General features: G+C 68.5%; 25 protein-coding genes. 20 read left to right on the forward strand and 5 right to left on the reverse strand.

Translation table 11 applies throughout. From position 1 onward, the window contains the following. Positions 1–71 precede the first annotated feature (71 nt). From M9M90_RS01785 to M9M90_RS01805, 5 genes are all read left to right on the forward strand, one after another. Positions 72–1,301, forward strand: coding sequence for an NAD(P)/FAD-dependent oxidoreductase (locus M9M90_RS01785; protein ID WP_254835450.1), 1,230 nt, complete (start codon positions 72–74; stop codon positions 1,299–1,301). A 19-nt stretch (positions 1,302–1,320) separates the two neighbouring features. Continuing rightward, a complete protein-coding gene (locus tag M9M90_RS01790; protein ID WP_254835451.1) occupies positions 1,321–1,641 on the forward strand; it encodes a 2Fe-2S iron-sulfur cluster-binding protein in 321 nt (106 codons plus the stop codon). 72 nt (positions 1,642–1,713) lie between these two features. After that, positions 1,714–2,907 (forward strand): trans-aconitate 2-methyltransferase, encoded by a 1,194-nt coding sequence (locus tag M9M90_RS01795; protein ID WP_254835452.1) that lies wholly within the window; start codon positions 1,714–1,716, stop codon positions 2,905–2,907. 114 nt (positions 2,908–3,021) lie between these two features. Beyond that, positions 3,022–4,464: a murein L,D-transpeptidase gene (locus tag M9M90_RS01800; RefSeq protein ID WP_254835453.1), complete on the forward strand. Its 1,443-nt coding sequence runs from the start codon at positions 3,022–3,024 to the stop codon at positions 4,462–4,464. Positions 4,465–4,501: 37 nt separating this feature from the next. After that, the gene (locus M9M90_RS01805) at positions 4,502–5,035 is read left to right on the forward strand and encodes a DUF882 domain-containing protein (RefSeq protein WP_254835454.1); all 534 of its coding nucleotides are present in this window, start codon (positions 4,502–4,504) and stop codon (positions 5,033–5,035) included. 45 nt (positions 5,036–5,080) lie between these two features. On the opposite strand, the gene M9M90_RS01810 is transcribed toward M9M90_RS01805, so the two are convergent. Continuing rightward, positions 5,081–7,399, reverse strand: a complete 2,319-nt coding sequence (locus M9M90_RS01810) for a PAS domain-containing sensor histidine kinase (RefSeq protein ID WP_254835455.1) — start codon at positions 7,397–7,399, stop codon at positions 5,081–5,083. 87 nt (positions 7,400–7,486) lie between these two features. Here M9M90_RS01810 and M9M90_RS01815 point away from each other — a divergent pair, with 87 nt between their 5' ends. Both M9M90_RS01815 and M9M90_RS01820 read left to right on the forward strand, forming a co-directional pair. Continuing rightward, complete coding sequence (locus tag M9M90_RS01815; RefSeq protein WP_254835456.1) at positions 7,487–8,068, forward strand: hypothetical protein; 582 nt, start codon at positions 7,487–7,489, stop codon at positions 8,066–8,068. Beyond that, a complete protein-coding gene (locus M9M90_RS01820) occupies positions 8,061–8,468 on the forward strand; it encodes a metallopeptidase family protein (RefSeq protein ID WP_254835457.1) in 408 nt (135 codons plus the stop codon). The genes M9M90_RS01815 and M9M90_RS01820 overlap by 8 nt, the downstream gene beginning before the upstream one ends. A gap of 75 nt (positions 8,469–8,543) precedes the next feature. Here the strand turns inward: M9M90_RS01820 and M9M90_RS01825 are convergent, their stop codons facing one another. Next, complete coding sequence (locus tag M9M90_RS01825; protein ID WP_254835458.1) at positions 8,544–9,527, reverse strand: RNA polymerase sigma factor; 984 nt, start codon at positions 9,525–9,527, stop codon at positions 8,544–8,546. 182 nt (positions 9,528–9,709) lie between these two features. Here M9M90_RS01825 and M9M90_RS01830 point away from each other — a divergent pair, with 182 nt between their 5' ends. From M9M90_RS01830 to mmcB, 5 genes are all read left to right on the forward strand, one after another. Beyond that, complete coding sequence (locus M9M90_RS01830; protein ID WP_254837200.1) at positions 9,710–10,840, forward strand: ferritin-like domain-containing protein; 1,131 nt, start codon at positions 9,710–9,712, stop codon at positions 10,838–10,840. Positions 10,841–10,983: 143 nt separating this feature from the next. Further along, on the forward strand, positions 10,984–11,349 hold the full coding sequence (locus tag M9M90_RS01835; protein WP_254835459.1) for a cytochrome c: 366 nt from the start codon (positions 10,984–10,986) through the stop codon (positions 11,347–11,349). A gap of 93 nt (positions 11,350–11,442) precedes the next feature. Continuing rightward, positions 11,443–12,573: a ferritin-like domain-containing protein gene (locus tag M9M90_RS01840; RefSeq protein ID WP_254835460.1), complete on the forward strand. Its 1,131-nt coding sequence runs from the start codon at positions 11,443–11,445 to the stop codon at positions 12,571–12,573. Between the two features lie 90 nt (positions 12,574–12,663). Then, the gene (locus tag M9M90_RS01845) at positions 12,664–13,212 is read left to right on the forward strand and encodes a lipocalin family protein (RefSeq protein ID WP_254835461.1); all 549 of its coding nucleotides are present in this window, start codon (positions 12,664–12,666) and stop codon (positions 13,210–13,212) included. 295 nt (positions 13,213–13,507) lie between these two features. Next, on the forward strand, positions 13,508–13,963 hold the full coding sequence (gene mmcB / locus M9M90_RS01850; RefSeq protein WP_254835462.1) for a DNA repair putative endonuclease MmcB: 456 nt from the start codon (positions 13,508–13,510) through the stop codon (positions 13,961–13,963). Positions 13,964–14,055: 92 nt separating this feature from the next. Here the strand turns inward: mmcB and M9M90_RS01855 are convergent, their stop codons facing one another. Both M9M90_RS01855 and M9M90_RS01860 read right to left on the reverse strand, forming a co-directional pair. Next, positions 14,056–14,613 carry an ActR/PrrA/RegA family redox response regulator transcription factor gene (locus M9M90_RS01855; protein WP_254835463.1) on the reverse strand — a complete coding sequence of 186 codons (558 nt, stop codon included), beginning with the start codon at positions 14,611–14,613 and terminating at the stop codon, positions 14,056–14,058. 80 nt (positions 14,614–14,693) lie between these two features. Then, complete coding sequence (locus M9M90_RS01860) at positions 14,694–16,082, reverse strand: ActS/PrrB/RegB family redox-sensitive histidine kinase (protein WP_254835464.1); 1,389 nt, start codon at positions 16,080–16,082, stop codon at positions 14,694–14,696. Positions 16,083–16,134: 52 nt separating this feature from the next. Here M9M90_RS01860 and M9M90_RS01865 point away from each other — a divergent pair, with 52 nt between their 5' ends. From M9M90_RS01865 to M9M90_RS01875, 3 genes are all read left to right on the forward strand, one after another. After that, a complete protein-coding gene (locus M9M90_RS01865; protein WP_254835465.1) occupies positions 16,135–16,725 on the forward strand; it encodes an SCO family protein in 591 nt (196 codons plus the stop codon). A gap of 120 nt (positions 16,726–16,845) precedes the next feature. Beyond that, positions 16,846–18,117 (forward strand): polyhydroxyalkanoate depolymerase, encoded by a 1,272-nt coding sequence (locus tag M9M90_RS01870; RefSeq protein ID WP_254835466.1) that lies wholly within the window; start codon positions 16,846–16,848, stop codon positions 18,115–18,117. 9 nt (positions 18,118–18,126) lie between these two features. Continuing rightward, positions 18,127–18,864, forward strand: a complete 738-nt coding sequence (locus tag M9M90_RS01875) for a M48 family metallopeptidase (RefSeq protein WP_254835467.1) — start codon at positions 18,127–18,129, stop codon at positions 18,862–18,864. An 18-nt stretch (positions 18,865–18,882) separates the two neighbouring features. On the opposite strand, the gene M9M90_RS01880 is transcribed toward M9M90_RS01875, so the two are convergent. Beyond that, positions 18,883–20,868, reverse strand: a complete 1,986-nt coding sequence (locus M9M90_RS01880) for a transglycosylase domain-containing protein (RefSeq protein ID WP_305885132.1) — start codon at positions 20,866–20,868, stop codon at positions 18,883–18,885. 363 nt (positions 20,869–21,231) lie between these two features. Between M9M90_RS01880 and M9M90_RS01885 the strand changes: the two genes are divergently transcribed. The 5 genes from M9M90_RS01885 (at position 21,232) to M9M90_RS01905 (ending at position 25,201) form a co-directional block, all read left to right on the forward strand. Beyond that, a complete protein-coding gene (locus M9M90_RS01885) occupies positions 21,232–21,570 on the forward strand; it encodes a hypothetical protein (RefSeq protein ID WP_254835468.1) in 339 nt (112 codons plus the stop codon). A 147-nt stretch (positions 21,571–21,717) separates the two neighbouring features. Continuing rightward, complete coding sequence (locus M9M90_RS01890) at positions 21,718–22,029, forward strand: hypothetical protein (protein ID WP_254835469.1); 312 nt, start codon at positions 21,718–21,720, stop codon at positions 22,027–22,029. 185 nt (positions 22,030–22,214) lie between these two features. Continuing rightward, positions 22,215–22,769, forward strand: coding sequence for a F0F1 ATP synthase subunit delta (locus tag M9M90_RS01895; protein WP_254835470.1), 555 nt, complete (start codon positions 22,215–22,217; stop codon positions 22,767–22,769). Positions 22,770–22,773: 4 nt separating this feature from the next. Continuing rightward, positions 22,774–24,309: a F0F1 ATP synthase subunit alpha gene (gene atpA, locus M9M90_RS01900; RefSeq protein WP_254835471.1), complete on the forward strand. Its 1,536-nt coding sequence runs from the start codon at positions 22,774–22,776 to the stop codon at positions 24,307–24,309. Positions 24,310–24,331: 22 nt separating this feature from the next. Beyond that, entirely contained in the window at positions 24,332–25,201 is an 870-nt protein-coding gene (locus M9M90_RS01905; RefSeq protein WP_254835472.1) for a F0F1 ATP synthase subunit gamma, read from the forward strand. Positions 25,202–25,216 lie beyond the last annotated feature (15 nt).

Raw genomic sequence — 25,216 nt, forward strand, 5'->3', positions numbered from 1 at the left:
GGGGAGGCTAATGCAATCCGAACTGTGTTCGGGAAGTTGACGCCGCCGTCACTTTTCTGCATGGGGCATCTATGAGCCATTCGGACACGCATGTGGTGATCCTCGGGGCCGGTCACGCGGGAGGCACCGCGGCCGCCCTGCTGCGCCAGTACGGCCACGAAGGCCCGATCACCCTCGTGGGCGAAGAACCGATCCCGCCCTATCAGCGGCCGCCGCTCAGCAAGGCCTGGCTGAAGGGGGAGGCCGACGCCGAATCCCTCGCCCTGAAGCCGCTGGAATTCTACGCCGAGCATGGGATCGACTTCCGGCCGAACACCCGAGCGACCAAGCTGGCGCGGGAGGCCAAGCAGGTCACCCTGTCCACCGGCGAGGTGCTGACCTACGATTTTCTGATCATCGCCACCGGCGCCCGGGCCATCAAGCTGCCGGTCGAGGGCGCGCACCTGGACGGCCTGCTGGAGCTGCGCACGGCGGCCGACGCCGAGATTCTAAAGGCCACCATCGGGCCCGGCAAACGCCTGGCGGTGATCGGCGGCGGCTATATCGGGCTGGAGGCGGCGGCCTCGGGCCGCGCCCTCGGCGCCGAGGTGGTGGTGATCGAGCGCGAGCCGCGCCTGCTGGCCCGCGTCGCCTGCGAGGAGCTCTCCACCTTTTTCCTCGACTATCACCGCCGCCATGACGTCACCTTCGAGCTGGGCGCCACGGTGGCGGGCTTCGAAGGCGAGAACGGCCGTGTCACCGGGGTGAAGCTGGCCGATGGCCGGGTCATCGCCTGCGACGCCGCCCTGATCGGGGTGGGCGCCGCGCCCAATGACGAGATCGCCAAGGAGGCCGGCCTCGAGACTGCTCGCGGCATCGTGGTCGACCTGGAGGCGCGCACCGCGGACCGTTCGATCTTCGCCATCGGCGACGTGGCCCACCGGCCGATGCCGATCTATGATCGCATGTTCCGCATGGAGAGCGTGCCCAACGCCCTGGAGCAGGCCAAGCAGGCCGCCAGCGCCATTGTCGGCCGAGCGCCCCCGCCGGGCGAGGTGCCGTGGCAATGGTCGGACCAGTACGACCTGAAGCTCCAGATCGCTGGCTACGCCTTCGACGTCGACCGCATCCTGCTGCGCGGCGACCCGGCCAACGCCAAGTTCGCCGTCTTCCACCTGAAGGGCGACCAGATCCAATCCGTGGAGGCGATCAACTCGCCGCCCGAATTCATGATGGGCAAATTGCTCATCGCCAACCGCAAGCCGGTCGACCTCGACAAGCTTGCGGACCCATCCGTTTCCATGAAAGAGGTCGCCGCATAAAAGCGGCGAAGGGGAGTAAATGGCAAAGATCACCTATGTCGAACACGACGGAACCGAGCACGCGATCGACGTGAAGACCGGCCTGACGGTGATGGAAGGCGCGGTGAAGAACAACATCCCGGGCATCGACGCCGACTGCGGCGGGGCCTGCGCCTGCGCCACCTGCCACGTCTATGTGGACGGCGAATGGCTGGCCAAAACCGGCGCGAAATCGGCCATGGAGGACTCCATGCTGGACTTCGCCGAGAACGTCGAACCCAACAGCCGCCTCTCCTGCCAGATCAAGGTCTCCGACGAGCTGGACGGCCTTGTCGTGCGCCTGCCCGAGAGCCAGCACTAGGCGCATTCCGACGATTGGGTTAGGTCCCACCCCGGCCCGTGGAATCGGGTCGGGACCTTGCGGAGCATGCCCATGACGGACGTCGGCCAGAGCCGCGATCTCGCCTTCGACACGATCGATCCGCGCTATCTGGCCTTCATCCGCGACTATCTCGGCCGCTACGGCCTGGACTCCGATCGCTTCTGCCGGCCGCTGCCGGCGAACGACGAGATGTTCTTCAAGGCGATCCTGCCGAACTACGAGCACGACGTCTCGATCGCCGGGTTCAAGTTCGTCGAGTCGACGCTCCGCCACTTCGACGCCTATCGCCAGATCGTCGACGGCGCCCTGGGCGGCTTCGCCAACCTGGGTACGGTGCTGGACTTCGCCTCGGGCTGGGGACGGCTGACCCGGGTCCTGGAGCAGACGCTCAAGCCGTCGCAGATCTTCGTCGGCGACATATATCACGACGCCGTCGCCTGGCAGGAACAGACCTTCGGGGTCACCGGCGTCTTCTCCGCCCCTGACCCCGAAGAATTCGACCATACGGGCCGCCACGACCTGGTCTTCGTCGGCTCGATGTTCTCCCACCTGCCCGACGGCCTGTTCCAGCGGTGGCTGGCCAAGCTGCATAGCTTCCTGGGCCCCCGGGGCGTGCTGGCCTTCAGCGTCCATGACCAGGCCATCCTGCCGCCCGGCCACGCCATGGACCCGTCCGGCCTGACCTATCTGCGGTTCAGCGAGAGCGGCTCCCTCGACCTGGAAATCTACGGCATGTCCTATGTGACGGAGGCCTATGTCGGCGCCGCGATCGAGGCGGTCAGCCCAGGCGCCAGTTGGCGGCGGTTTCCCAAGGGACTTTACGAGAACCAGGACCTCTATGTGGTGGGCGCCCCCGGCGTCGACCTCTCGGGCCTGAAGCTGGCCAGCACGCCCATGGGCGGTCTGGAGACCGCCACCCTGCTGCCGACCGGCGAGAGCGACTATGCCGGCTGGGCCCTGGAGCGCACGCCTGGATGCGAGATCTCCCGGGTCAGCGTCCACGTGGACGGCCGGCTGGCGCTCAGCGTTGTCCCCGACCGCGAACGGCCCGACGTGCTGGCGGCCTTCCCGAACGCCGCCAACCTCCCGGTCGGCTGGCGCTTCCGGCTGCAGGCGCCGGCGGGCGCGGTGATCCGCCTGCATCTGGAGAGCAACTCGGGCCTGACCGGCTACGCCTACGCCGAGGCGCCGGCCGCCGCGGCCATGACCTATTCCGGCTGGTCGCGCCGCGCCCTGCGGAGCTGAGCGATGCGCCTCACCACGGTGGGCAGGGTCTGGACGGCGGACTCCGGGGCGTCTCGGCCTTGCAGGTTGACGCGCGTCAAGGCGCGCTCGAACGCCTGGGTTGAACGTGCAGGCATGCAAAACAAGCAAGGCTTCCGGACGGGATACGCCCAGCGCAGATCGTGCTGGCTAGCTCTCACGGTGCTGTTCGCGATCCTGGTCGCGCCTCTCTCGGCGAAGAGCGAGCCGGCCCCAGCGCCCCTGTCGGGCGCCGAGCGGCAGATGATCTACAAGGTTCTGACCGATGGACCGCGACCCATCGCGACGCCCCTGGCCGCCCTCGACGACAGCGCCCTCGAGCGGGCCGTGCTGGAGTACGCCATGGCCGAGACCGGGCAGCGGCTTCGGCCCTCCGCGATCGATCGCCTTTGGAGCCTGCAGCCCGAGAAGCGCGATCTTGCGGCGGAATTCGCCGCTGTCCGGACCGAGGGCCGGCTTGCGGCATGGCTGAGCTCCCTGCCTCCGGCAGATCCCCGGTACGCCGCCCTGTCGGCCGCCCGGCGCGACTATGCCGCCATGGTCGCCCGCGGCGGCTGGGACGCCTTGCCGTCCGACTACAGCCTCCGGGCCGGACAGTCCGACCCGCGGGTCGTCATGTTGCGAGAGCGTCTGACCGCCGAAGGCTATCGGCTGTCGAGCGCTCCGACGCCGGAGGTATATGATGCCGACCTGCAGGCGGCGCTGGTGCGTTTCCAGGGCCTTCATGGCCTCGAGCCGGACGGCGTGGTCGGGCCTCAGACCCGCAGGGCGCTAGACGTATCGGCCGATGCCCGGCTGGCGCAGATCGACGCCAGTCTGGAGCGGATGCGATGGATGCCCCGCCAGCCTCCGCCCCGCCGGCTGGAAGTGAACGTCGCCGCCGCCGAGGCGACCCTGTTCGAGGCCGGCGAGCCCGTCCTGTCGATGCGGATCATTGTCGGCGACCTGAAGCACAAGACTCCGATGTTCGCCTCGCAGATCGAGTCGATCGTGTTCAATCCGCCCTGGAACGTCCCGGCGTCGATCGCCTCGGAAGAGATCCTTCCGAAGGCCGCAAGAGACCCTGGCTACCTGGCGCGGCATGGGTTCAGCTACGTCGAGGGGCGGTTGCAGCAGCGCCCCGGCGCGGCCAACGCCCTGGGCCGCGTCAAGTTCGACCTGCCCAGTCCGTTCGGCGTCTACCTGCACGACACACCGGGCAAGAGCGCCTTCGCCCGGCCCATCCGTACCCTCAGCCACGGCTGCATGCGTCTGGAGCGGCCCCGGGAACTGGCGGCCGACCTCCTCGAAACGCAAGGATGGACGGCGACCGACATCGATGTCGCCATCGCCACGGACGTCACCCGCCGCATCGGCCTCGAGAGGCCTCTGCCCCTGTACGTCATCTACCAGACCGCCTTCGTCGACGCGTCCGGGGTGAATCTCCGCCCGGACCCGTATCGCTGGGACGATGTCCTCGCCAAGGCCCTGGCCGGACAATACGGCGTTGCGGCGAACCCTCGAGGTGCGACAGAGTGCGCTGAGGCAAGATCGCGCTGAGCTGAGCTATACTCAGGCCCGAACTTGAGGAGGCCCAATGTCACCCGACCGTCGCCGTCTGCTCGCCGCAGGAGTGGGTTTCCTGGGGGCTACCGCCTGCGGCGCCCGCGCATATGCCGCCGCGCCGCGCCGCGTGTCGCTGCTGAACCTGCATACGGGCGAGGCGATTCGGGCGACCTATTTCGAAGGCGGCGGCTACATGACCGACGCCCTGGGCGCCATTGACAAGGTGCTCCGCGACCACCGCACGGGCGAAGTGCATGCGATGGACCGCAACCTCCTGGACCTCCTGGCGACCCTCACCGACCAGTTGGGGTCGGATCAGCCGGTCCAGGTCATTTCCGGCTATCGGTCGCCGGCCAGCAACGCCGCCCTGCATCGGAAGAGTTCCGGCGTCGCCACGCGCAGCCTGCACATGGACGGCAAGGCCATGGACATCCGCATCCCGGGCGCACCGCTTTCGCGCGTGAGACAGGCCGCCCTGAACCTGCAGCGCGGCGGCGTCGGCTACTATCCCGGATCGGATTTCGTGCACATCGACGTGGGTCGGCCCCGCCAGTGGGTTGGCTGACGGCGGCCCGACCGCGCCGCCGGCCCCCCGGTGGAACTGGACCTTCTAGAAGCTCAGCTCCGGATGTCCCGCCGCCCCCTGGGCGGCTTCGGGCAGGTGGCAGGTGAAGGTCGCGCCGGCGCCCGGCTCGCTCTCCAGGGCCACCCAGCCGCCGTGCAGCTCCACCAGCGCCTTGACCAGGGCCAGGCCCAGGCCCGGCCCGCCGCGCTCGCGGCCGATGAACCGGTCGAAGATATGGGCCTGGACGTGGAACGGGATGCCGCGCCCGGTGTCGGTCACCTGCAGCTGGATTTCGCCCTGGGCGCGACGCGCGGCGATGGTCACCAGCCCGCCGGGGGGGGTCTGGCGGATGGCGTTCTCGGTCAGGTGGTCCAGCGCCTGGGTCAGGCGCTTCATGTCGCCGCGGATCAGGCCGATGTCCTCGGCATGCTCGACCTTGATGGTCACCCCGGCGGCGTCGGCCTCGGGGGTCCAGCGGCCTGCGGTCTGGCTGAGCAGGTCGGCGACCCGGACGTCGTCGAGATCCAGCGCCATCTCGTCGGCGTCGATCTGGGCCATGTCCAGAACATCGTCGATGGAGCGGGCGAGCTGGGTCGCCGCCGTGCGGACCGCCGCGGCGTGGCCGCGGCCGCGCTCCGAGAGGTTCTCCCCCGAGCGCTCCAGCAGCTCGGAATAGCCAATGATCGTCGTGAGCGGCGTGCGCAGCTCATAGGAGACGTTGCCCACGAAGTCGCGCTTCAGCCGCTCGGCGTCGGCGAGCGCCGCGGAACGGTCGGCCAGGGCGCTCTCCAGCTTGCGGGCGTCGGTGACGTCTGTGAAGGCGATCAGGGTGGCCCCATCCGGCAGGGGGCGTGACTGGTAGACCACGATGCGGGAGTCAGAGGTCTTCACCTCGCCGGAGATTGGCGCGCGGGCTTGGGGATCGGTGTCGGCCACCCGGCCCTTCAGCTCGCGCCAGAAACCCATGTCGTGCAGGCGCGGGATGCAGAGCTCGACCACGCCCTCGAAGTCGTGGGCCAGATCCAGCTGCGCCGGCGTGATGTTCCAGAATCGCTCGAAGGCGTCGTTGTGCAGCCGCAGGCGGCCATCAGAGCCGAACACCGCCACGGCGTCGTTCAGCTTGTCGAGGGTGGCCTGTTGCACCTGGATCAGGGCGTTGTATTGCGCCTTGAGCTTCAGCTCGCCGGTGATGTCGGAGAACAGCAGCACCACCCCACCCATGGGGTGCGGTTGGCGGACCACCCGCAGGGTGCGGCCGTCAGGCAGGCTCCACAGGTCGTCGGGCGCCGAGGCGACATCCTCGTAGCGGTCGAGTTCGGCGGCCTTCCACTTGTCGTAGTTGACGGTCTCCGGCAGGCGGCGGCGTTGGCGCAGGCGGTCCAGAATCTCGCCGTGGGTCGGCAGCTCGGCCAACCAGGCGGGCTCCAGCCCCCACAACTCGGCGAAGGCGGTGTTGTGGAAGATGAGCTTCTTGCCCTCGCCGAAGATCGCCACGGCGTCGGCGATGTGGTTCAGGGTCTCGTCGTGGGCGGCGAGCTGGCGCTTGAGAAGTTCGCGCATCTCCTCGGCCTCGGTGACATCCTCGGTCCAGACCCCGACTCCGCCGCCTTCCAGCGGCTGGGCGGTGACCTGGAAGGCGCGGCGGCGCCCATCCAGGCTGGTCCAGCGGAGGGTCTCGCGTTTGCGGCCCAGGTTGGCGGCCTCGCTGGCCAAGGCGTCGCTGGCCTTGTCGAAGCTCGCGCCCTTGGCCGCGGCCTCGTCGAGATCGGCCACGCCCGCCGCCGCCAGCCAGGCGCCGTTGGCCCAGACCGGCGCCCCGTCGGCGGCGGCGATCCACGCCGGGGTGGCGCGGGCGTTGAGGAAGGCGGCGAACCGAGGGGCGGTGGGCAGGCCCGCATCCTCGCCGATGATCGCCGAAAGCCGCAGCCAGGCGAGCGCCCCGGCCGCGCGTCCCTCCACGGCCACCACCCCGGCCGGGCCGCGCACCTCGAAGGCGCAGGCCTCGCCGCGCTCGAACAGGGCGCGCAGGCGCCGGGCGTGGTCGGGGTCGGCCCGCATCAGAGCGGCCATCACCGCCTGGGGATCGGCGTTGACCAGACCGAGCGCGGTGACGCAGACCGCCAGGCTCTCCTCGCCCGAGGCCAGCAGGGCATGGCCGTCCTGGACGGCCAGCAGGGCGGAATCGAAAGCTTCGGCCGAGGCCTGGGCGGCCTCGGCGCCCAGCTCCAGGCCGGCGACCTGCTGTCGCAGGGCCTCGATCCTCGCCTCGCCCTGCCGCCGCTGGGCCAGTGCGAGCAGGGTGGCGCAGATGGCCAGCATGACGGCGCCCGCGGCCGCGGCCAGGATGAGCTCGTGCTCGCTCATCGGCGTTCCATCGACGCCCGTCCTCGTCGACAGCGAATCATCCGATCACCATATTCCGGTCCTGTGTTTTCGGCGATGATCGCAAGCATGACCGCGATCCTCTACCCCGTGGCGGCCAACGCCGAACAGGCGCTTTCGGCTCCCTTGGCGCGCGCGGCGCGTGAACGGGAGGCCCAGGCGTTGGCCGGCGAGCCCGTGGCCTTCGTCGTGGAGCCCGCCGGCCCCCCGTTCGCGACCCGGGAGGCGGCGCTCGACGCCTATGCCGGGCGGCTGGAGGACGAACGACCGGGCCGCACCGCCAGCCTGCCGCCCGAGGACCGCTACCTGCGCCTGTCCGAGACGGTGGCGGCGAGCCGCACCCGCGCCCCCGCCCAGGCGGAGCCCAGCTACGAGGACGGCCGCCGCTGGCCGACGGCCAAGGCCGCCCCGCCCACCGTCTGGCGGCTGATGGTCTCCTACTGGCGGATCGGGGCCGCGCCCGCTGTCCGAACGGAAACGCCCCAGGCGCGCCAAGCCCGCCGCAAGGGCCGCCAGGACCTCGATCCGGAGACCGTGCGCGCCCTGACCCAGCAGCCGCTGCGGGCGGTCAAGCCGCAACAGCCGCTCGATATCGGGCTTTTCGAGGCGCGCCTGCCCGAGTCGCCGCATATCATCGTACCCGATGAGTGATCCGTATCGCGGCCCCGCGCCGACCCTGGACGACCTGGCGGCCATCGCCGAGGCCGCCTTCGCCGCCCTGCCCAAGGGCTTTCGCGACATGACCGGCGAGGTGGTGTTCCGCGTCGACGACTTCGCCACGGCCGACGTCCTGCACGAGCTGGGTATCCCCGACGCCTTCGAACTGACCGGCCTCTATCATGGTGTCGACCTCGGCCACCGCTCGGTCTTCGACCCCAGCCCCGGCCCCTCGCGGGTGTTCCTCTATCGCCGACCGATCCTCGACGAGTGGGCCGAGCGCGGCGATGTCACCCTGGAGGACCTGGTGACCCACGTCCTGGTCCACGAGATCGGCCACCATTTCGGCCTCTCCGACGACGATATCCACGCCATCGAGGCGGCGGCGGATTAAGGGAGCGGGCTCGCGCATCCCTTTCCCCCCACAGCTACGGGGGAGGGGGGCCGCGAAACATTGGTGGGGGTGGCCTCAAGCCCGGAGCCCGGTCTCGCCCCAGGGCAGGGTGGTGGTGGCGATCATGCGGGTGAGGATGTCCGGCGGCTGGTGGTAGCCCAGCGGCGAGACCTCGTGGCCCAACTCGGCGGCCACCGCCTCCAGGGTGTCGGGGCAGTAGCAGTAGTTGGTGATCCGGCTGACCAGCTCGCCGTCGCCCTCCAGCCGCACGATGTCGTAGAGCTGGCCGGCCTCGTTGAAGAACAGCACCACCGGCTCGCCGCGATAGACGTCCGACTCCAGGCGACCGTCAGCATGGCCGACGCTGGCCTCGGCCCAGCCGCCGCGCCGTCCGCGGCCGCCACCGACACCGGGGACCTCGATCGAGCAGGTCTCGGTGAGCACCGCGGTCAGGGTCGGCACGTCGCGGGAATTGAAGGCGTCGATGAACCGCTCCACCAGGACCTGGGACGGCCCGTCCCGGCGGGGTGGATGGGATGGCGCGGCGGCCAGGGCCGCTCTGCCGCGATGCAGGGCCGCCTTCACCGCGCCCACCGTGGTGCGGAGCTGGTCGGCGATCTCCTCCAGGGTGAAGTCGAACACGTCCTTCAGCACCACGGCCGCCCGCGCCTGGGGTGAGGCGGCGGCGAACAGCGCCTCAGCGCCCTGGCGCGCGGCGTCGGGATCGGCGCTCGCGGGCTGCAGCCGGGGTTCGGCGATCCAGGCTTGTTCCCGCGCGGTCCGGCGCATCCGGTCGATCCATAGGTTGGAGGCGGTCCGGAACATATAGGCCCTGGTGTCGGCTACCGGGCTGCCCGGCCCGTGCAGGTCGCCGCGGCCGATCATAGCGAAACCCTTCAGCAGGGTGTCCTGCACCAGGTCCTCGGCGTCCCAGACATCGCCGGTCAGTTTCAGGCCGTAGGCGTGCAGGGCCGAGCGCAACGGCTCGATGGCGTCCAGATAGTCGAACCAGGCCGTGCGCAGGGCGCGCGAGGTGTCGTCCGTGATCGGCTCGGTCATCGCCGCTCCTCCCTGATGTCCATCTGCTCAAGACGAACGGCGGCGCGTCAAGGATACTGGGTCGGTAGGAAAGTGACGCATGCGTCATTTTCCTTGACTGATCTGCGTTCTCTTGGGAGGGTTCGCGCCAAGAGGAAACCGTGGGCCGCCTGCGCGCGCGCCCGCCGAAGGAGGATCTGCCCATGGCGGCCGACGGCAACATCACCAAGGACATCATCTACGAGGCCGTGTCGCCCGACGACTTCGAGGCGATGCTGGACCTCGATCGCTACAACAGCCGCTCGACGGCCTTCGATAAGATCATCTCGGCCACCCACGACCATTTCTGGGATCCGCTCGACAAGAAGTACATCGACTTCGACGAGCCCTTCGACATGGAGAACGAGATGCTCCTGCCGGAGGACATGATCATCTCCATGTCCACCGACTACGTCTCCAACCACCTCAGCGACTGGAAGACCCGCGTCCGGTTCGTGAACCAGTCGGCCCTGCGGTCCTTCTCCTCGATCCTGCATGGCGAGCAGGGCGCGCTGAACCTCTCGGCCAGCCTCTGCCACGTGCTGCTGGACCAGGGCGCGCAGGAATACGCCGCCAACCAGACCCGCGAAGAGGCCCGCCACGTCACGGCCTTCGCCAAGTACATCAAGGCCCGTTGGGGCCGGCCGGTGGAATGCGGCCCGACGCTGAAGGCCCTGCTGGTCGACATCATCGGCTCGCCGGAGGTCTATAAGAAGATCATCGGCATGCAGATGCTGGTGGAGGGCCTGGCCATGGGCGCCTTCGCCACCTTCTTCAACAATATCCGCGACCCGATGGGCAAGCGGCTCCTGCAGCTGGTGATGACCGACGAGGCCTTCCACCACAAGTTCGGGAAGATCTGGGCCGACCGCACCATCCCGCATCTCTCCGAGGCCGAGCACGAGATCATCGAGACCTGGGCGGCGCACTGCTTCCAGACCCTGCTGTTCAACCTGGTGGCGCCCACCCAGCAGCGCGACCTTTATGAGGAATTCGGCCTGGATCCGGACAAGGTCATCGCCGAGATGGCGGAGATCATGAACGACGACAAGCGCCGTGAGAACATGAAGGAGCAGACCAACATCTTCCGGGTGCTGGTGAAGACCCTGCTCAACGCCGGCATCATCACCGACCGCACCAAGGCCTTCTACGCCACCTATGTGGACATCGAGGAACTGCGCGGCGAGGGCGACCGGATGGTCGGCGACGACATCGCCGAAGAGGGCATCAAGTACCTCCAGGAGATCAATTTCAAAGACCGCGTCGGCCAGGCGATCTCCATCGCCGCGGAGTAGGCCGAGCCAGCTTCCTCAACGACTTCGGCCCGCCGGCCCCCACCGGCGGGCTTTTTCGTGCGCCGCCGCGTCTAGGTAGAGCAACGGAGGCGCGCGCGGCGTCGAACGGCGCCATGCTGTGATTCCATCCCATGGAGGCTTCGATGGCGAACAGGTCTTGGGCGATGCTGGGTCTTGCCGCGGCCCTGGCCGGCTGCGCCGGAGCAGCCGCCGTACCGGCGGCTGGCGGCGGCGGCGCCGCCGATCCGGCCGTTCAACGGGGCCAGGCCTTCGCCGAGCGGCGCTGCGCGGGTTGCCATGTGGTCGGCCTGGACGATGGCCCTGCCTCGTTCGGGCCACGCTTCCGCGACTTGAGGGTCCGCTACAACGCCCTGTCCCTGCAAAGGCGGTTCACGGAAATCTCGCAGCACGGCTCGGGCGAGATGCCGCCGATCCAGATCGGTCGCCAGGAGGCCGAAGATCTGGTGGCTTACCTGGAGACCCTGCAGTCCGAGCCGCCGCCCCGTTGAGGGTCGACGAAGATGACGCAAGCGTCATTTTGCGTTGACGCCCGGCTTCGGGGGTGATGACCTTCGCCCCGACAAGATCACCGGGAGGATCGCATGGCCGCCGACGGCAACATCACCAAGGATCTGATCTACGACGCCGTGGCGCCGGACGACTTCGAGTCCATGCTCGACCTCGACCGTTACAACAACCGCTCGACGGCCTTCGACAAGATCATCTCGGCCACCCACGACCACTTCTGGGATCCGCTCGACCCGAAGTACATCGACTTCTCCGCGCCCTGGGACATGGAGAACGACGCCCTGATGCCGGAGGAGCTCAGCGCGGCCCTGCAGACGGACTATGTGAAGGCGAAGCTGAACACGCCGTCGCTGCGCGCCCAGTTCCTCAACAAGTCGCTGCTCTACTCCTTCTCCTCGATCCTGCATGGCGAGCAGGGCGCGCTGAACCTCTCGGCCAGCCTCTGCCACGTGCTGTTGGACCAGGGCGCGCAGGAATACGCCGCCAACCAGACCCGCGAAGAGGCCCGCCACGTCACGGCCTTCGCCAAGTACATCAAGGCCCGCTGGGGCCGGCCGGTGGCGTGCAGCAAGGTGCTGCAGGACCTGCTGGTCGACATCATCGGCTCGCCGGAGGTCTATAAGAAGATCATCGGCATGCAGATGCTGGTGGAGGGCCTGGCCATGGGCGCCTTCGCCACCTTCTATCAGAAGCTCAACGACCCCCTGGGACGCCAGCTCATGCAGCTGGTGATGACCGACGAGGCCTTCCACCACAAGTTCGGGAAGATCTGGGCCGACCGGACCATCCCCAAGCTGTCGGAAGCCGAGCACATCATCGTCGAGGACTGGGCGGCCCATTGCTTCCAGGCGGTGCTGTTCAACCTGGTCTCGCCCTCGGAACAGGTCGCGCTCTATGAGGAGTTCGGCCTCGACCCCGCGCGCGTCCTGGAGGAGATCCAGCTGATCGCCACAGACGAGGCGCGCCGCGAGGACATGAAGGAAGCCAGCAACATCTTCCGCGTGCTCATCAAGACCCTGCTGAACGCCGGAATCATCACCGACCGCACGCGGGCCTTCTACGGCATGTATGTCGACATGGAGGAGCTGAAGGCGGAAGGCGACAGGATGGTCGGCGACGACATCGCTGAGGAGGGGATTAAGTATCTCCAGAAGATCAACTTCAAGGATCGCATCGCCGCCAACGTCTCGATCGCCGCGGAATAGCCCTTTTTCGTTCGGATTGGGTTCATGCGCCCGCGGACATGGTCCGCGGGCGTTTACATGTTCCCCCCTGAAGCGTTAGCCATACCGCCCATGCGTTTTCCGGACCTCTCCATCGCGTTTGTCGCCGCCTGTGTCGCGTTCGCGGCCCTGTGCGTCGCCGCCGTCCCCGCCCTGGCCGCGCCCCCGCAGCCGACGGAGCGCGTCGAGCTGACCAAGATGACCGGGCGCTGGTACGAAGTCGCACGCCTGCCCAACAAGGTGCAGAGCGGCTGTCAGGGCGGCACTTCCGACTGGGTCCGGAACGGCGAAGGGTTCTCGGTGCTCCAGGCCTGCTACAAGGGCTCATTGGCCGGGCCGGCCACCGAATGGAAGGCCAAGGCCAAGGTCATCGATCCCAAGACCAACGCCAAGCTGCAGATGACCTTCTTCGGCGGGATGGTGAAGCAGGAATACTGGGTCCTGGCCCATCGCCCCGACCAGGGATGGGTCATCCTGGGCACGCCGGGCGGCCGGGCCATGTGGCTGATGTCGCAACGTCCCACCCTGGCCAGCGGGGTCCGGGCCCAGGCCCTGGCCCGGGTCAAGCAGCTCGGTTACGACGTGGCCCGACTGGAATTCCCCCAGCCCGCGAAGAACTGAAGCGCTGCAACAACTTCTGGGCGTCTGTCGGGAACCGGACGTTGCCCGCTTGGGTTGCCCTCCCAATGCCTTCCAATTCGCATCAGTCTCCCCGTCCCTCCGAGCCCCGTAGTTGGGACCAGCCCGAAGAGCTCGACCGTGTGATCGGCGAGCTTCGAGGCCAGATCGAGGGCCTGCGCGCCCGGATCGAGGACTATCGAAACGTCGTGGCGGGCGAGAATCCGGAAGACCAGCGCCCCGCCCCCCACTCCTAGGCGACTTGCATCCGGAACGAAGCCGGAACATAAATTCGGGCATGGGCGTCACCATCGTCACCATCACCCGTCCCGAGATCACCGCCGCGGTCACCCGCGGCGCGGCCCGGCTGCTGGTCGACCTGGGCTATGCGCCGCTGGCCGAGGTGACCCTGCCCAACGGCCGGCGCGCCGACCTCATGGCCCTGTCGCCCAGGGGCCACATCGTCATCGTCGAGGTGAAGTCGGGCCTCGAGGATTATCGGGTGGACCGCAAGTGGCATGAGTACATGCCCTATTGCGACAGCTTCGCCTTCGCCGTGGCGCCTGAGTTCCCGCGCGAGATCCTGCCGGAGGAGCCGGGCCTGATCGTCTGCGACGCCTTCGGAGGCGCGGTGCTGCGCGAGGCGCCCACCGTTCCCCTGGCCGGCGCCCGGCGCAAGGCGCTGACCATCGCCTTCGGCCGCCTGGCCGCCATGCGCGCGGCCGGCGTGGTGGTGACCCAGCTGGAAGGCTAGCGCAGCCTAGATGCTCCCTCTCGGCGCGAACCGTGAGCAAAGCTGACCGAGGCGTTGCGCCAGCTCCCCCAGGAGGAGAGGACCCGGGCGGTCTATTTTGGGGCGCGCTTGGCGAGGATCCGCTGCAGGGTGCGGCGATGCATGTTCAGCCGCCGGGCGGTCTCAGAGACGTTGTGGCCGCACAGCTCGTAGACCCGCTGGATGTGCTCCCAGCGAACCCGGTCGGCGCTCATGGGATTGTCAGGCGGGGGCGGCGACTCGTCCTTGCGGGCCAGCAGGGCGCGGGCCACGTCGTCGGCGTCGGCGGGCTTGGAGAGGTAGTCGATGGCCCCGGACTTCACCGCCGCCACCGCCGTGGCGATGTTGCCGTAGCCGGTCAGCATGATGACTTTTGCGTCGGCGCGGGCGCCGCGCACCGCCTCCACCACCTTCAGGCCGGTTCCGTCTTCCAGCCGCATGTCCAGCACGGCATAGGCTGGCGGATGGGCCTTCACCGCCGCCAGGGCCTCGCTGACGCTGCCCACCAGCACGGGCTCGAACCCGCGTTGCTCGAGGGCTCGGCCCAGCCGCGTGCGCAGCGGGGCGTCGTCATCGAGCACCAGCAGGCTTCGATCCGACAGTGCGGCGATGTCGGCGGAGAGATCGGTCATGCGCAACCTCCGATAGGGGCGTTGGCGTCCACGCCTCCTGCGGCATCATGTCGCTGCTTGGCGGCGATCCGCAAGGGTCTTCAGCCGTTTCCGCCCAGCGCCTCGATCCGCGCCCTCGGCCAACGGGCCGCGACCACGGCGCCGCGCGGGCGACCGTTCTGGAAAGTGACTACAGCGCCGGTTCGTTCCAATAGTGTCTTGGCGATGAAGAAGCCGAGGCCCATCCCGATGTGGCCGGTGCGACCGCCGGCCACCCCCGGCCGGCTTGTGACATAGGGCTCGCCGAGCTTGGCCAGCACCTCGGGCGAGAAGCCCGGTCCGTCATCGCGCACCTCCATTCCCACGCTCTGAGCATCGAAGCGGACGGTCACCAGGATCTCCGAGGCCGCGAAGTCGACGGCGTTCTCGACGAAGGAGGTCATGGCGTGCAGCACCTCGGGCATCCGCCAGATGTTGGGGGCGGCCACCCCGGGAGCGCCGGAGACGATCGCCTCCACCCGCACGCCGCGGACATCGGCGTGGGGTTCGATCACCTCGTTCAGCAGTTGCAGCAGGCTCATCCGCTCGTGGAGCTCGTCCGAGGCCGCGGCGGGGGCGTCGGTCAGCCGGCGCAGGATCTCGCGGCAGCGCTCGGACTGGGCGATCAGCAGCTCGGCGTCCTCCTTGACCTGGGCGGTCGGCGCCTCTCGGGCGAGCTCCTTGGCGACGATGGAGATGGTGGCCAGGGGCGTGCCGAGCTCATGGGCCGCGGCGGCGGCCAGGGCCCCCAGGGCCGAGAGCCGCTGTTCGCGCGCCAGCACCGCCTGGGTGACGTCCAGGGCCAGGGCCATGCGCGAGGACTCCTCGGCCGCCTGCCGGACATTGCCGGCGATGACGATGACGCCCGCGACATTGGCCGCCGCCGCCCCGATCATGAAGCTGAGCGGCAACTCGACCGCGGCGCCGGGCAGGCTGGGTAGCGGCAGGTGGAAGAAGGCCAGCGCGATCGAGGCCGTGATGGCTTCGGCCCCCAACGCCGTCACCGCCCGCGGCGCCAGGGTGGCGGCCGCCAGGGTCACCGGGGCGATCAGCATCAGGATGAACGGGTTGGCTGTGCCGCCGGTGAGGAACAGCAGGATCGAGATCTGGACGACGTCGAAGCTGAGCTGGCCCACCGCCTCCCAGTCGCTGATCAGGCGCTGGCCCGGCGAAGCCACGCCGGTCAGCAGGTTCACCCAGGCCGAGGCTCCGACGACGGCGAAGCAGAACGGGTAGGGGGCCTCGAAACCGAACCCCAGGCCCGCCACCGCCAACAGCAGCAGTTCGCCGGCCACGATCATCCAGCGCAGGGTGACCAGGGTCCGCAGGCGCAGGCGCCCGCCGCGCCCGCCGCCAAGGCCCCAGTCGTCGCCGGCTTGCGCGGGCGCGGCGCTTTGCCTATCGAGGCCGGGCGACGGCTTCTGCGGCGACGTGTTCTTGGTGGACGCCATGGACCGCGACCATCGCGCGTTGCGCCCCGCCTGACGAGCCCCAAAGGCCTCCATGCCGACGAAACCCCGCCACCTGATCCTGCTCGCCGCCTGTCTGGTGGGCCTGGCCGTGCTGGCCGGCATCGCCTGGCGCACCGGCGCCTTCGACAGTCCCGCCCCGGCCGCGGTAGGCGGTCCCTTCCAGCTTGTGAACCAGGACGGCAGGCCGGTCGACGAAACCATCCTGAAGGGCAAGTGGAGCGTGGTGTTCTTCGGCTTCACCTACTGCCCCGATGTCTGCCCGACGACCCTGCAGGCCGTGGAGCGCGCCCAGGCCCTGCTGGGACCGAAGTCTGCGCGGACCCAGGTGGTGTTCATCTCCGTCGATCCCGAACGCGACACCCCCGCCCAGCTGAAGACCTATCTCGCCGGCGCGGCCTTTCCGAAGGGGACCATCGGCCTGACCGGGACCCGGGAGCAGGTGGCCGTCGCGGCCAAGGCCTACCACGCCTATTACAAGAAGAATGGCGAGGGGCCGGATTACCTGGTCGACCATTCGACCCCGGCCTACCTGATGGACCCCAAGGGCCGTTTCGACCGCATCCTGCCCTACGGGATCACGCCCGAGGAAATCGCCCGCCAGATCGGCGAGGCCATGGGCTAGGCGCCGCAGGTGCGAAATTTGTCCGGAGCGTCGAAGCGCCGCATCGGGAACCGGTTACCGCTGGACATCCTTAAGTATGGTCATGCTACGCTGCGACGCAGCACAAGGACGTCTTCTACGATGCTCTATACGCTTTACGAGGCGGGCTATTACGCCTCCACCCCGTTGCGGTTCGCCACCCGGGCCATGCGCGACTTCTGGTCCTCGCCGCTGAATCCGGCAAAGGACAGCGACCTGGGCCGGCGTTTGTTCGCCAACGCCGACCTGTTCGCCAACCTCACCCGCCGCTACGGCAAGCCCGCCTGGAGCATCGACAGCGTCGAGATCGACGGCAAGCCGGTGCGGGTTCGGCCGACGGTGGTCTCGTCGACCCCGTGGGTGAAGATGATCCACTTCAGCCGCGACATGTCCGACATGCGCAAGGCCGGCCGCCGCGAGCTGGAGCCCGCGGTGCTGATCGTCGCCCCCCTGTCGGGCCACTACGCCACCCTGCTCCGCGGCACGGTCGAGGCCTTCCTGCAGGACCACGAGGTGTTCATCACCGACTGGTCCAACGCCCGCGACGTCCCGCTGATGGAAGGCCGCTTCGACTTCCACGACTTCGTCGACCATGTCCGCGACATGCTGCGCCTGCTTGGACCGCGCCCGCACGTGGTCGCCGTCTGCCAGCCGGGGCCCGCCGTTCTGGCCGCCGCGGCCCTGATGTCGGAGGACGACGAGGAAAGCCGTCCCGGCACCATGACCATCATGGGCTCTCCCATCGACGCGCGGCTCTCGCCCACGGTCACCAACAAGCTGGCCGAGGAAAAGCCCTTCGCCTGGTTCAAGTCCAACATGATCGACGCCGTGCCCGCGCCCTATCCGGGCATGGGCCGCCGGGTCTATCCGGGCTTCGTGCAGCTCTACAGCTTCATGTCGATGAACAAGGAAAAGCATCAGGACGCTCACAAGCAGTATCTGAAGGACCTGATGGCGGGCGACGGCGACTCCGCCGAGAAGCACCTGGAGTTCTACGACGAGTATCTCTCGGTGCTGGATCTGCCCGAGGAGTTCTACCTCCAGACCATCGACTATGTGTTCCAGAGCTACCTGCTGCCCAAGGGCGAGCTGGTCCATCGCGGGCGATCGGTCCAGCCCGGCTCGATCCGCGACATCGGGCTGCTGACCGTGGAGGGCGAGAACGACGACATCTCCGGGATCGGCCAGACCCAGGCGGCGCACGCGCTCTGCACCGGGCTCTCGGACGACTTCAAGGAAGACTACGTGCAGCCGCATGTGGGCCATTACGGCGTGTTCAACGGCCGCCGTTTCCGCGAGGAGATCTATCCGCGGGTGCGTGCGTTCATTCGCCGCCAGGAAGCGGGCATCGAAAAGAAGCGCGACGCAGCCTAGATAGGTCGCATGAGCTTGTTCGGCCGTACCCTGGCCGACGGCGATCGGCTGGAGGTGGCCGGGGCCGTCGTGCGCCTGAAAGTCCATTCCCGCGCCCGGCGCGTCTCCCTGCGGCTGGACCGCACCAAGCGCGAGATCGTCGCCACCGCCCCCAGCGCCCGGCGCCTGTCCGAGGCCGCCGCCTTCGCCCGCGACCGCGCCGAATGGATCGCCGAGCGCCTGGCCGAACTCCCGCAGTCGCAGTCCATCGCACCGGGCATGACCATTGTCCTGTTCGGCCAGCCCTGCCGCCTGGAGGCCAGCGGCAAGCCGGCCCGCTTCCATCCCGCCGCCGGGGATGAGCCGGCCCGAATCTCCGCGCGGGGTGAGGGGGCGACCTACGCCAACGCCGTGATCCGCGCGATCAGGCGCGAGGCCCTGCGGGTGTTCACCGAGCGCACCGCCGTCCACTGCGCCCGGCTTGGCGCCAAGCTGCCCAGCGTGACGGTGATGGACGCCCGCGCCCGCTGGGGCTCCTGCCGTCCGGGCCTGCCGGGCAAGCCCGCGGCGATCCGCTACTCCTGGCGCCTGGCCCTGGCCGAGTTCGAGGTCGCCGACTATGTGGCCGCCCACGAATGCGCCCACCTGCTGGAGCTGAACCACGGGCCGCGCTTCTGGGCCCATGTGAAGGCGCTGGTCGGCGACGAGCGCCCCCACCGCGCCTGGCTGCGGGCCGAAGGCGCCAGGCTGCACGCCTTCGGGCGGTAGGCGTCGAGGGCGCCGCGTTCAGTAAGGCGGCGCCTCTTCCCGCGCGGGCGGCCTTTCGGGCGGCGGCGGATCGTTTCCGATCCCAATGGCGTCGCCGATGCCGTCGATGACGTCCCCGATGGGGTCAGCGTCCGCCCGCTCCGGCGTGACGGTCCCGCCGGGGATTTCCTGGGTCTTCAGGCGCGGCAGGGCCGCGGCCATGAAATCGCGCCAAATGCCGGCCGGCGCATTGCCGCCGGTGACCCGCTTCATGGGCTTATTGTCGTCCTTGCCCACCCAGACGGCGGTGACGAAGCCGCCCGTGTAGCCGACGAACCAGGCGTCCCGGTAGTCGCTGGTGGTGCCGGTCTTGCCGGCCAGGTCGTAGCCGGGAACATTGGCCCGCGTCCCCGTCCCCGACGCGATCACCTGGCGCATCATCTGGTTCATGTACTGCAGGGCGGGCGAGCCGATCACCGCCTGGCGCTGGGCTTTTTCCACGGTGTGGTCGTAGAGCACCTTGCCCGAGGCGGTGCGGATGCGGGTGATGCCGTACCCCTTGGCCAGGAAGCCGCCATTGGCGAAGGGCGCATAGGCCTGGGCCATTTCCATGGGGCTGACCTCCACCGCGCCTAGCGCCATCGAGGGGTCGAGCTGGATATGGGAGGTGATCCCAAGCCGCCGGGCGGTGGCGGCCACGTTGCCGGTGCCCACCTCGTTGGCCAGGCGCGCGGCCACCGTGTTGATCGACTGGGCCAGCGCATTCTGCAGGGTCATCGGGCCGCGGAAGTCGCCCGTATAGTTGCGCGGCTCCCAGTTGCCGATCTTCAACGGCTCGTCGACCACCTGGACGTCCGGCGTGCGGCCGTTCTCCATGGCGGTGAGATAGACGAAGGGCTTGAAGGCCGAGCCGGCCTGGCGCCGGGCCATGGTCGCGCGGTCGAACTGGCTTTCCTCATAGGAGACGCCGCCCACATAGGCGCGGATGCGGCCCTCGCCGTCGATGGCCACCAGGGCGGCCTGTTGGACGCCCTGGCCCTTGGCGGCGGCGACGCCGCGGCGCACCGCCCGCTCGGCGGCGGTCTGGATGGGCAGATCGAGGGTGGTCTCCACCACCAGGTCCTCGGTGGGCTCGCCAAGCAGGGAGCGGACCTGGTCGTCGACCCAGTCGGTGAAGTACTGCGCCCTCTGGCTGGCCAGGGTCGGATTGACCTTCACCGGGGTCTTGAAGGCCTCGTCCCGCTCGGCGGTGGTGATGGCGCCGGAGCGGACCATCTCATTCAGCACCACATTGGCCCGCTGCTCGGCGCGCTTGGTGGCCGAGACCGGGCTGTAGCGCGAGGGGCCCTTCATAAGCCCGGCCAGGAGGGCGCTTTCGCCCAGGGTGAGCTGACTGGCCGGCTTGCCGAAATAGCGCTGGCTGGCGGCCTCGATTCCGTAGGCGCCGGCCCCGAAATACACCCGGTTCAGATAGAGAGAGAGGATCTCCTTCTTGCTGAACTTGGCCTCCAGCCACATGGCCAGGATCAGTTCCTGAGCCTTTCTGCGGTAGTTCTGGTTCGGGGTCAGGAAGAGGTTGCGGGCAAGCTGCTGGGTGATGGTCGAACCGCCGCGCAGCGGACCGCCCTTGTGGGTGGTGTTGTAGATCTGCGAGCGAAGAATGCCCCACGGGTTGAACCCGATGTGCCAGTAGAACCAGCGGTCCTCGATGGCGATGAAGGCCTTGGGAACGTGCGGTGGCAGCTTGTCCAGGTCGACGGGCGGCGCGTACTGGCTGCCGCGCACGGCGATCACGGCGCCGGACTGGTCCAGATAGGAGATCGAGGGCTGGCGCTGGACATCGTAGAGCTTGGAGGTGTCGGGCAGATCGGTGGCGAAGACCGCGAAGAACGCCACCACGAAGATCAGGCCCCACACGCCCAGCACCATGGTCCAGTAGAGGAAGGCCTGGAGAGGGGTTCGCGGTGGGGGTCGCTGCGGGGTTCGCGGGGCCGGCCGGCGGGAATCCGGTCCTGGTCTGGCCATGTCTCGTCCTAAATCGCCGTGGATCGCCCCCGCTCCGAGGCGACAGATAACCTAGCCGCACCAAACGCGCGACAAGATTGACGAGAGATGAACGGGCCGGGCAGTCGCGCGCGGACGACTGGCGTGGGAGCACGGCTCCACGAGGCGATTGCGATCGATAGATGTCCGTGGCTCGAACGACACCCCTGCATTTTTGAATAGCTGACCATAGAAATTGTCTCTTGCCACCAATCTAAGCAGTGTTATCTTAGCGTTGCTTAGTTCATTTCGCGCCACCGGTGGGGATACCGGTTGCGATCCCCGGATTGCGCCGAGCCAGGCTTCAGGCCTGCCTTTTCTCCCCGAAACGCTGGAGGGCTTTCCATGAAGCTCCGTACCCTTGCGGCCGCCTGCGCCGCTATTGTCTCCGTCTCGTTCGCCGGCGCCGCCCTGGCCGACGATCCCATCACCGCCAAGCTGCAGGCGCCGATCGCCTCCAAGACCAAGGTCATCGCCGGCGGCGCCGTCTTCCTCTGCGAAGGCGACACCTGCGTGGCCTCGGCCCCGTCCTCGCGCACCTACGCCACCTCGACCTGCAAGGACCTCGCGAAGGAACTGGGCGCGGTCGCCTCCTTTGGCGGCGCGCGCAAGCAACTGGACGAGACCAAGCTTGGCGCCTGCAACGTGGCGGCCCTGCCGGCCACCCAGGTCGCCAACCGCTAGTCGCAACTCCACGAGCAGGTTCGCGCACCGGGAGGCGCGCCTCCCAGCCGCTGTTTCCAGTCGAGCCTGTCACTTGGGCGCCGGGGTATGTCCCCGGCGCCCTTTTTCTTTGGAGTTTCGCGCGCGCCCGCGTAAGGGACCGCCTCCATGACCCCAGACACCACCCTCGAACGCCTGCGCCGCCAGGCGCGCCTGCCCGACGCCCCGGCCGCCGTGGCCCGCCTGATCGAGCCGCTGCTGCTGGAGGCCGCGGGCCCCGGGGCAGAGCCGGTCTCTCTGACGCTCGACTACGGCCCGACGGCGTCGCCGGGCGCCGCGGTGGTGGTCGAGGCCGCCGTCGAGCGTGCGACGCGCACGCTCGTCTTCGCCCATGGACGGTTGTTGGCCCCCGATGGCGCGGTCCTGGCGACCGCTTCGGCCGTTTTCCGCAGATCCGGGGAGACTTCCAAGGCCGTATAATCCAAGGTGTCGCGGCCGGTTTGGTTGCGGCGCCGAAAATCGCGTGCTATCAGGCGCGCGGCTTCGGGCCAGGGGGCTCTACCAGTCCCGACGGCCAATGTGCTTTTCCAAGCGCTTTCAAGCCTTTAGGCCGCTGTGGGGTTCCCCTGCCGCGGCTTTCGACACGCATCGGGCGGACATAATAAGTGGCGGACGATTCCAAGGCTTCGAATGTGGGCGGCAGATATGCTCAAGCCCTGTTCGATCTCGCGAACGACGAAAAGCAGCTGGCGGCCGTCGAGGCCGACCTGAAAGCGCTGAAGAAGATGCGCGCCGACAGCCGGGACTTCCATACCCTGCTGGCCTCTCCGGCGTTCGGCGCGGCGGACAAGGGCCGCGCCCTGGCCGCGATCGCCGACAAGGCGAAGCTCAACGCCACCACCAAGAAGTTCCTGGGCCTGCTGGCCGCCAACGGCCGCGCCGCGGTGTTGCCGGCGGTGATCGAGGCCTTCGAGGCCCTCGCCGCCAAGGCGCGCGGTGCGGTCTCGGCCCAGGTGACCTCCGCCATCCCGCTGACGCCCGCCCAGACCAAGGGCGTCGCCGCCGCCTTGCGCACCGCGCTCGGCAAGGATCCTGAAATCGAGACCCGCGTCGATCCGTCCATCCTGGGCGGCATCAAGGTGCGGGTCGGTTCCCGACTGTTCGACGCTTCGCTCCGTTCGAAGCTCGACTCCCTCAAGTTCGCCCTGAAGAGAGCGTAAGCCCATGGACATCCGCGCCGCCGAGATTTCGGCCATCCTCAAGTCGCAGATCGCCAATTTCGGCGAAGAAGCCGACGTCTCCGACGTCGGCCAGGTGCTGTCCGTCGGTGACGGCATCGCCCGCGTATTCGGGCTCGACAACGTCCAGGCGGGCGAAATGGTCGAGTTCCCGAAGGCCGGCGTGAAGGGCATGGCCCTGAACCTGGAACGCGACAACGTCGGTATCGTGATCTTCGGCGATGACCGCGCCATCTCGGAGGGCCACGAAGTCCGCCGCCTGGGCGAGATCGTGGACGTGCCGGTCGGCAAGGGCCTGCTGGGCCGCGTCGTCAACCCGCTGGGCGAGCCGATCGACGGCAAGGGCCCGATCGTCGGCGCCGCCGAGCGCCGCCGCGTGGACGTCAAGGCTCCCGGCATCATTCCGCGCAAGTCGGTGCACGAGCCCGTGCAGACCGGCCTGAAGGCCATCGACTCGCTGATCCCGGTCGGCCGCGGCCAGCGCGAACTGATCATCGGCGATCGCCAGACCGGCAAGACCGCCGTGGCGATCGACACCATCCTGAACCAGAAGTCGATCAACGCGGGCACGGATGAGAGCGCCAAGCTCTATTGCATCTACGTCGCCATCGGCCAGAAGCGCTCGACCGTCGCCCAGATCGTCAAGACCCTCGAGGAGCGCGGCGCGCTCGACTACACCATCGTGGTCGCCGCCACCGCCTCGGAGCCGGCCCCGCTGCAGTTCCTGGCCCCGTTCGCCGGCTGCGCCATGGGCGAGTGGTTCCGCGACAACGGCATGCACGCCGTCATCATCTATGACGACCTTTCCAAGCAGGCCGTCGCCTATCGCCAGATGTCCCTGCTGCTGCGCCGCCCGCCGGGCCGCGAAGCCTATCCGGGCGACGTGTTCTATCTGCATAGCCGCCTGCTGGAGCGCGCGGCCAAGCTGAACGAGGACAACGGCTCCGGCTCGCTGACCGCCCTGCCGATCATCGAGACCCAGGCCAACGACGTGTCGGCCTATATCCCGACCAACGTGATCTCGATCACCGACGGCCAGATCTTCCTGGAAACCGACCTGTTCTTCCAGGGCATCCGCCCGGCCGTGAACGTCGGCATTAGCGTCAGCCGCGTGGGCTCCTCGGCCCAGATCAAGGCGATGAAGCAGGCCTCCGGACCGATCAAGGGCGACCTGGCCCAGTATCGCGAGCTGGCCGCCTTCGCCAAGTTCGGCTCCGACCTCGACGTCACCACCCAGCGCCAGCTGGCGCGGGGCGAGCGCCTCACCGAACTCCTGAAGCAGCCCCAGTACTCGCCGCTCGCGGTCGAGGAGCAGGTGGCCGTGATCTACGCCGGCACCCGCGGCTATCTGGACACCATCCCGACCAACCAGGTCGGCCGCTTCGAGGCCGAGCTGCTTAGCCGCCTGCACTCCAAGCACCAGGGCATCCTCGACACCATCCGCACCTCCAAGGAGCTGAAGGCGGATACCGAGGCCCAGCTCAAGGAAGCTCTGGAAGCCTTCGTGAAGACCTTCGCCTAAGACGACGCTGGAGCATTAGGAGATGGCCAGCGTCAAAGAGATGCGCGATCGGATCAAAAGCGTGGATTCCACGCGGAAGATCACGAAAGCGCTGCAGATGGTCGCCGCGGCCAAGCTGCGTCGTTCCACCGAAGCCGCCCAGAACGCCCGGCCCTACGCCCAGCGCATGGCCGCGGTGATCGCCAACCTGGCGGCGGGCGTCTCCGGCGACGGCGCGCCCAAGCTGCTGGTGGGCACCGGCTCGGACCAGAAGCACCTGGTGGTGGTGGCGACCTCGGACCGCGGCCTGGCCGGCGGCTTCAACACCGCCATCCTGCGCGCCGCGCGCGAACGCATCCGCACCCTGATCGCCGAAGGCAAGGATGTCCGCATCCTGACCGTCGGCAAGAAGGCCCGCGACCTGCTGCGCCGACAGTACGGCGACCGCACGGTGGCGACCTTCGAGGCCGGCGTGCCGTCCCTGGCCGTCGCCCAGCCGGTGGCCGAGAAGATCACCGAGCTGTTCGAGGCCGGCGAGGTCGACGTGGTCACCCTGGTGTTCAGCCAGTTCAAGTCGGTGGTCACCCAGACCCCGACCGTGCGCCAGCTCATCCCCGCCCAGATCGGGGGCGATGCGCCCACGGTCGACCTGAAGGGCGCGGCCTACGAATATGAACCTGACGAAGGCGCGATCCTCGAGATTCTGCTGCCGCGCAACCTCACCGTCCAGGTGATGTCGGCCATGCTCGAGAACCAGGCCGGGTTCTACGCCGCCCAGATGGCGGCCATGGACAACGCCACCCGCAACGCCGGCGACATGATCGCCGCGCTCAACCTGCTCAAGAACCGTACTCGCCAGGCGCAGATCACCAAGGAGCTGATCGAGATCATCTCCGGCGCCGAAGCGCTCTAACCGAAAGAGTCCGAC

Origin of the sequence: Phenylobacterium sp. LH3H17 (assembly GCF_024298925.1) — a bacterium.
In the GTDB taxonomy this organism is placed as follows: Bacteria; Pseudomonadota; Alphaproteobacteria; order Caulobacterales; family Caulobacteraceae; genus Phenylobacterium.

Excerpts from the sequence above, each read along its gene's own strand:
- M9M90_RS01890 (WP_254835469.1), top strand. The coding sequence starts at position 21,718 with ATGACCCCAGACACCACCCTCGAACGCCTGCGCCGCCAGGCGCGCCTG.
- M9M90_RS01830 (WP_254837200.1), top strand. The coding sequence starts at position 9,710 with ATGGCGGCCGACGGCAACATCACCAAGGACATCATCTACGAGGCCGTG.
- M9M90_RS01880 (WP_305885132.1), bottom strand. The coding sequence starts at position 20,868 with ATGGCCAGACCAGGACCGGATTCCCGCCGGCCGGCCCCGCGAACCCCG.
- M9M90_RS01905 (WP_254835472.1), top strand. The coding sequence starts at position 24,332 with ATGGCCAGCGTCAAAGAGATGCGCGATCGGATCAAAAGCGTGGATTCC.
- M9M90_RS01815 (WP_254835456.1), top strand. The coding sequence starts at position 7,487 with ATGACCGCGATCCTCTACCCCGTGGCGGCCAACGCCGAACAGGCGCTT.
- M9M90_RS01875 (WP_254835467.1), top strand. The coding sequence starts at position 18,127 with ATGAGCTTGTTCGGCCGTACCCTGGCCGACGGCGATCGGCTGGAGGTG.
- M9M90_RS01835 (WP_254835459.1), top strand. The coding sequence starts at position 10,984 with ATGGCGAACAGGTCTTGGGCGATGCTGGGTCTTGCCGCGGCCCTGGCC.
- M9M90_RS01810 (WP_254835455.1), bottom strand. The coding sequence starts at position 7,399 with ATGAGCGAGCACGAGCTCATCCTGGCCGCGGCCGCGGGCGCCGTCATG.
- M9M90_RS01800 (WP_254835453.1), top strand. The coding sequence starts at position 3,022 with ATGCAAAACAAGCAAGGCTTCCGGACGGGATACGCCCAGCGCAGATCG.
- M9M90_RS01825 (WP_254835458.1), bottom strand. The coding sequence starts at position 9,527 with ATGACCGAGCCGATCACGGACGACACCTCGCGCGCCCTGCGCACGGCC.
- M9M90_RS01855 (WP_254835463.1), bottom strand. The coding sequence starts at position 14,613 with ATGACCGATCTCTCCGCCGACATCGCCGCACTGTCGGATCGAAGCCTG.
- M9M90_RS01840 (WP_254835460.1), top strand. The coding sequence starts at position 11,443 with ATGGCCGCCGACGGCAACATCACCAAGGATCTGATCTACGACGCCGTG.
- M9M90_RS01820 (WP_254835457.1), top strand. The coding sequence starts at position 8,061 with ATGAGTGATCCGTATCGCGGCCCCGCGCCGACCCTGGACGACCTGGCG.
- M9M90_RS01785 (WP_254835450.1), top strand. The coding sequence starts at position 72 with ATGAGCCATTCGGACACGCATGTGGTGATCCTCGGGGCCGGTCACGCG.
- M9M90_RS01860 (WP_254835464.1), bottom strand. The coding sequence starts at position 16,082 with ATGGCGTCCACCAAGAACACGTCGCCGCAGAAGCCGTCGCCCGGCCTC.
- M9M90_RS01870 (WP_254835466.1), top strand. The coding sequence starts at position 16,846 with ATGCTCTATACGCTTTACGAGGCGGGCTATTACGCCTCCACCCCGTTG.
- M9M90_RS01805 (WP_254835454.1), top strand. The coding sequence starts at position 4,502 with ATGTCACCCGACCGTCGCCGTCTGCTCGCCGCAGGAGTGGGTTTCCTG.
- M9M90_RS01795 (WP_254835452.1), top strand. The coding sequence starts at position 1,714 with ATGACGGACGTCGGCCAGAGCCGCGATCTCGCCTTCGACACGATCGAT.
- M9M90_RS01865 (WP_254835465.1), top strand. The coding sequence starts at position 16,135 with ATGCCGACGAAACCCCGCCACCTGATCCTGCTCGCCGCCTGTCTGGTG.
- mmcB (WP_254835462.1), top strand. The coding sequence starts at position 13,508 with ATGGGCGTCACCATCGTCACCATCACCCGTCCCGAGATCACCGCCGCG.
- M9M90_RS01845 (WP_254835461.1), top strand. The coding sequence starts at position 12,664 with ATGCGTTTTCCGGACCTCTCCATCGCGTTTGTCGCCGCCTGTGTCGCG.
- M9M90_RS01885 (WP_254835468.1), top strand. The coding sequence starts at position 21,232 with ATGAAGCTCCGTACCCTTGCGGCCGCCTGCGCCGCTATTGTCTCCGTC.
- M9M90_RS01790 (WP_254835451.1), top strand. The coding sequence starts at position 1,321 with ATGGCAAAGATCACCTATGTCGAACACGACGGAACCGAGCACGCGATC.
- atpA (WP_254835471.1), top strand. The coding sequence starts at position 22,774 with ATGGACATCCGCGCCGCCGAGATTTCGGCCATCCTCAAGTCGCAGATC.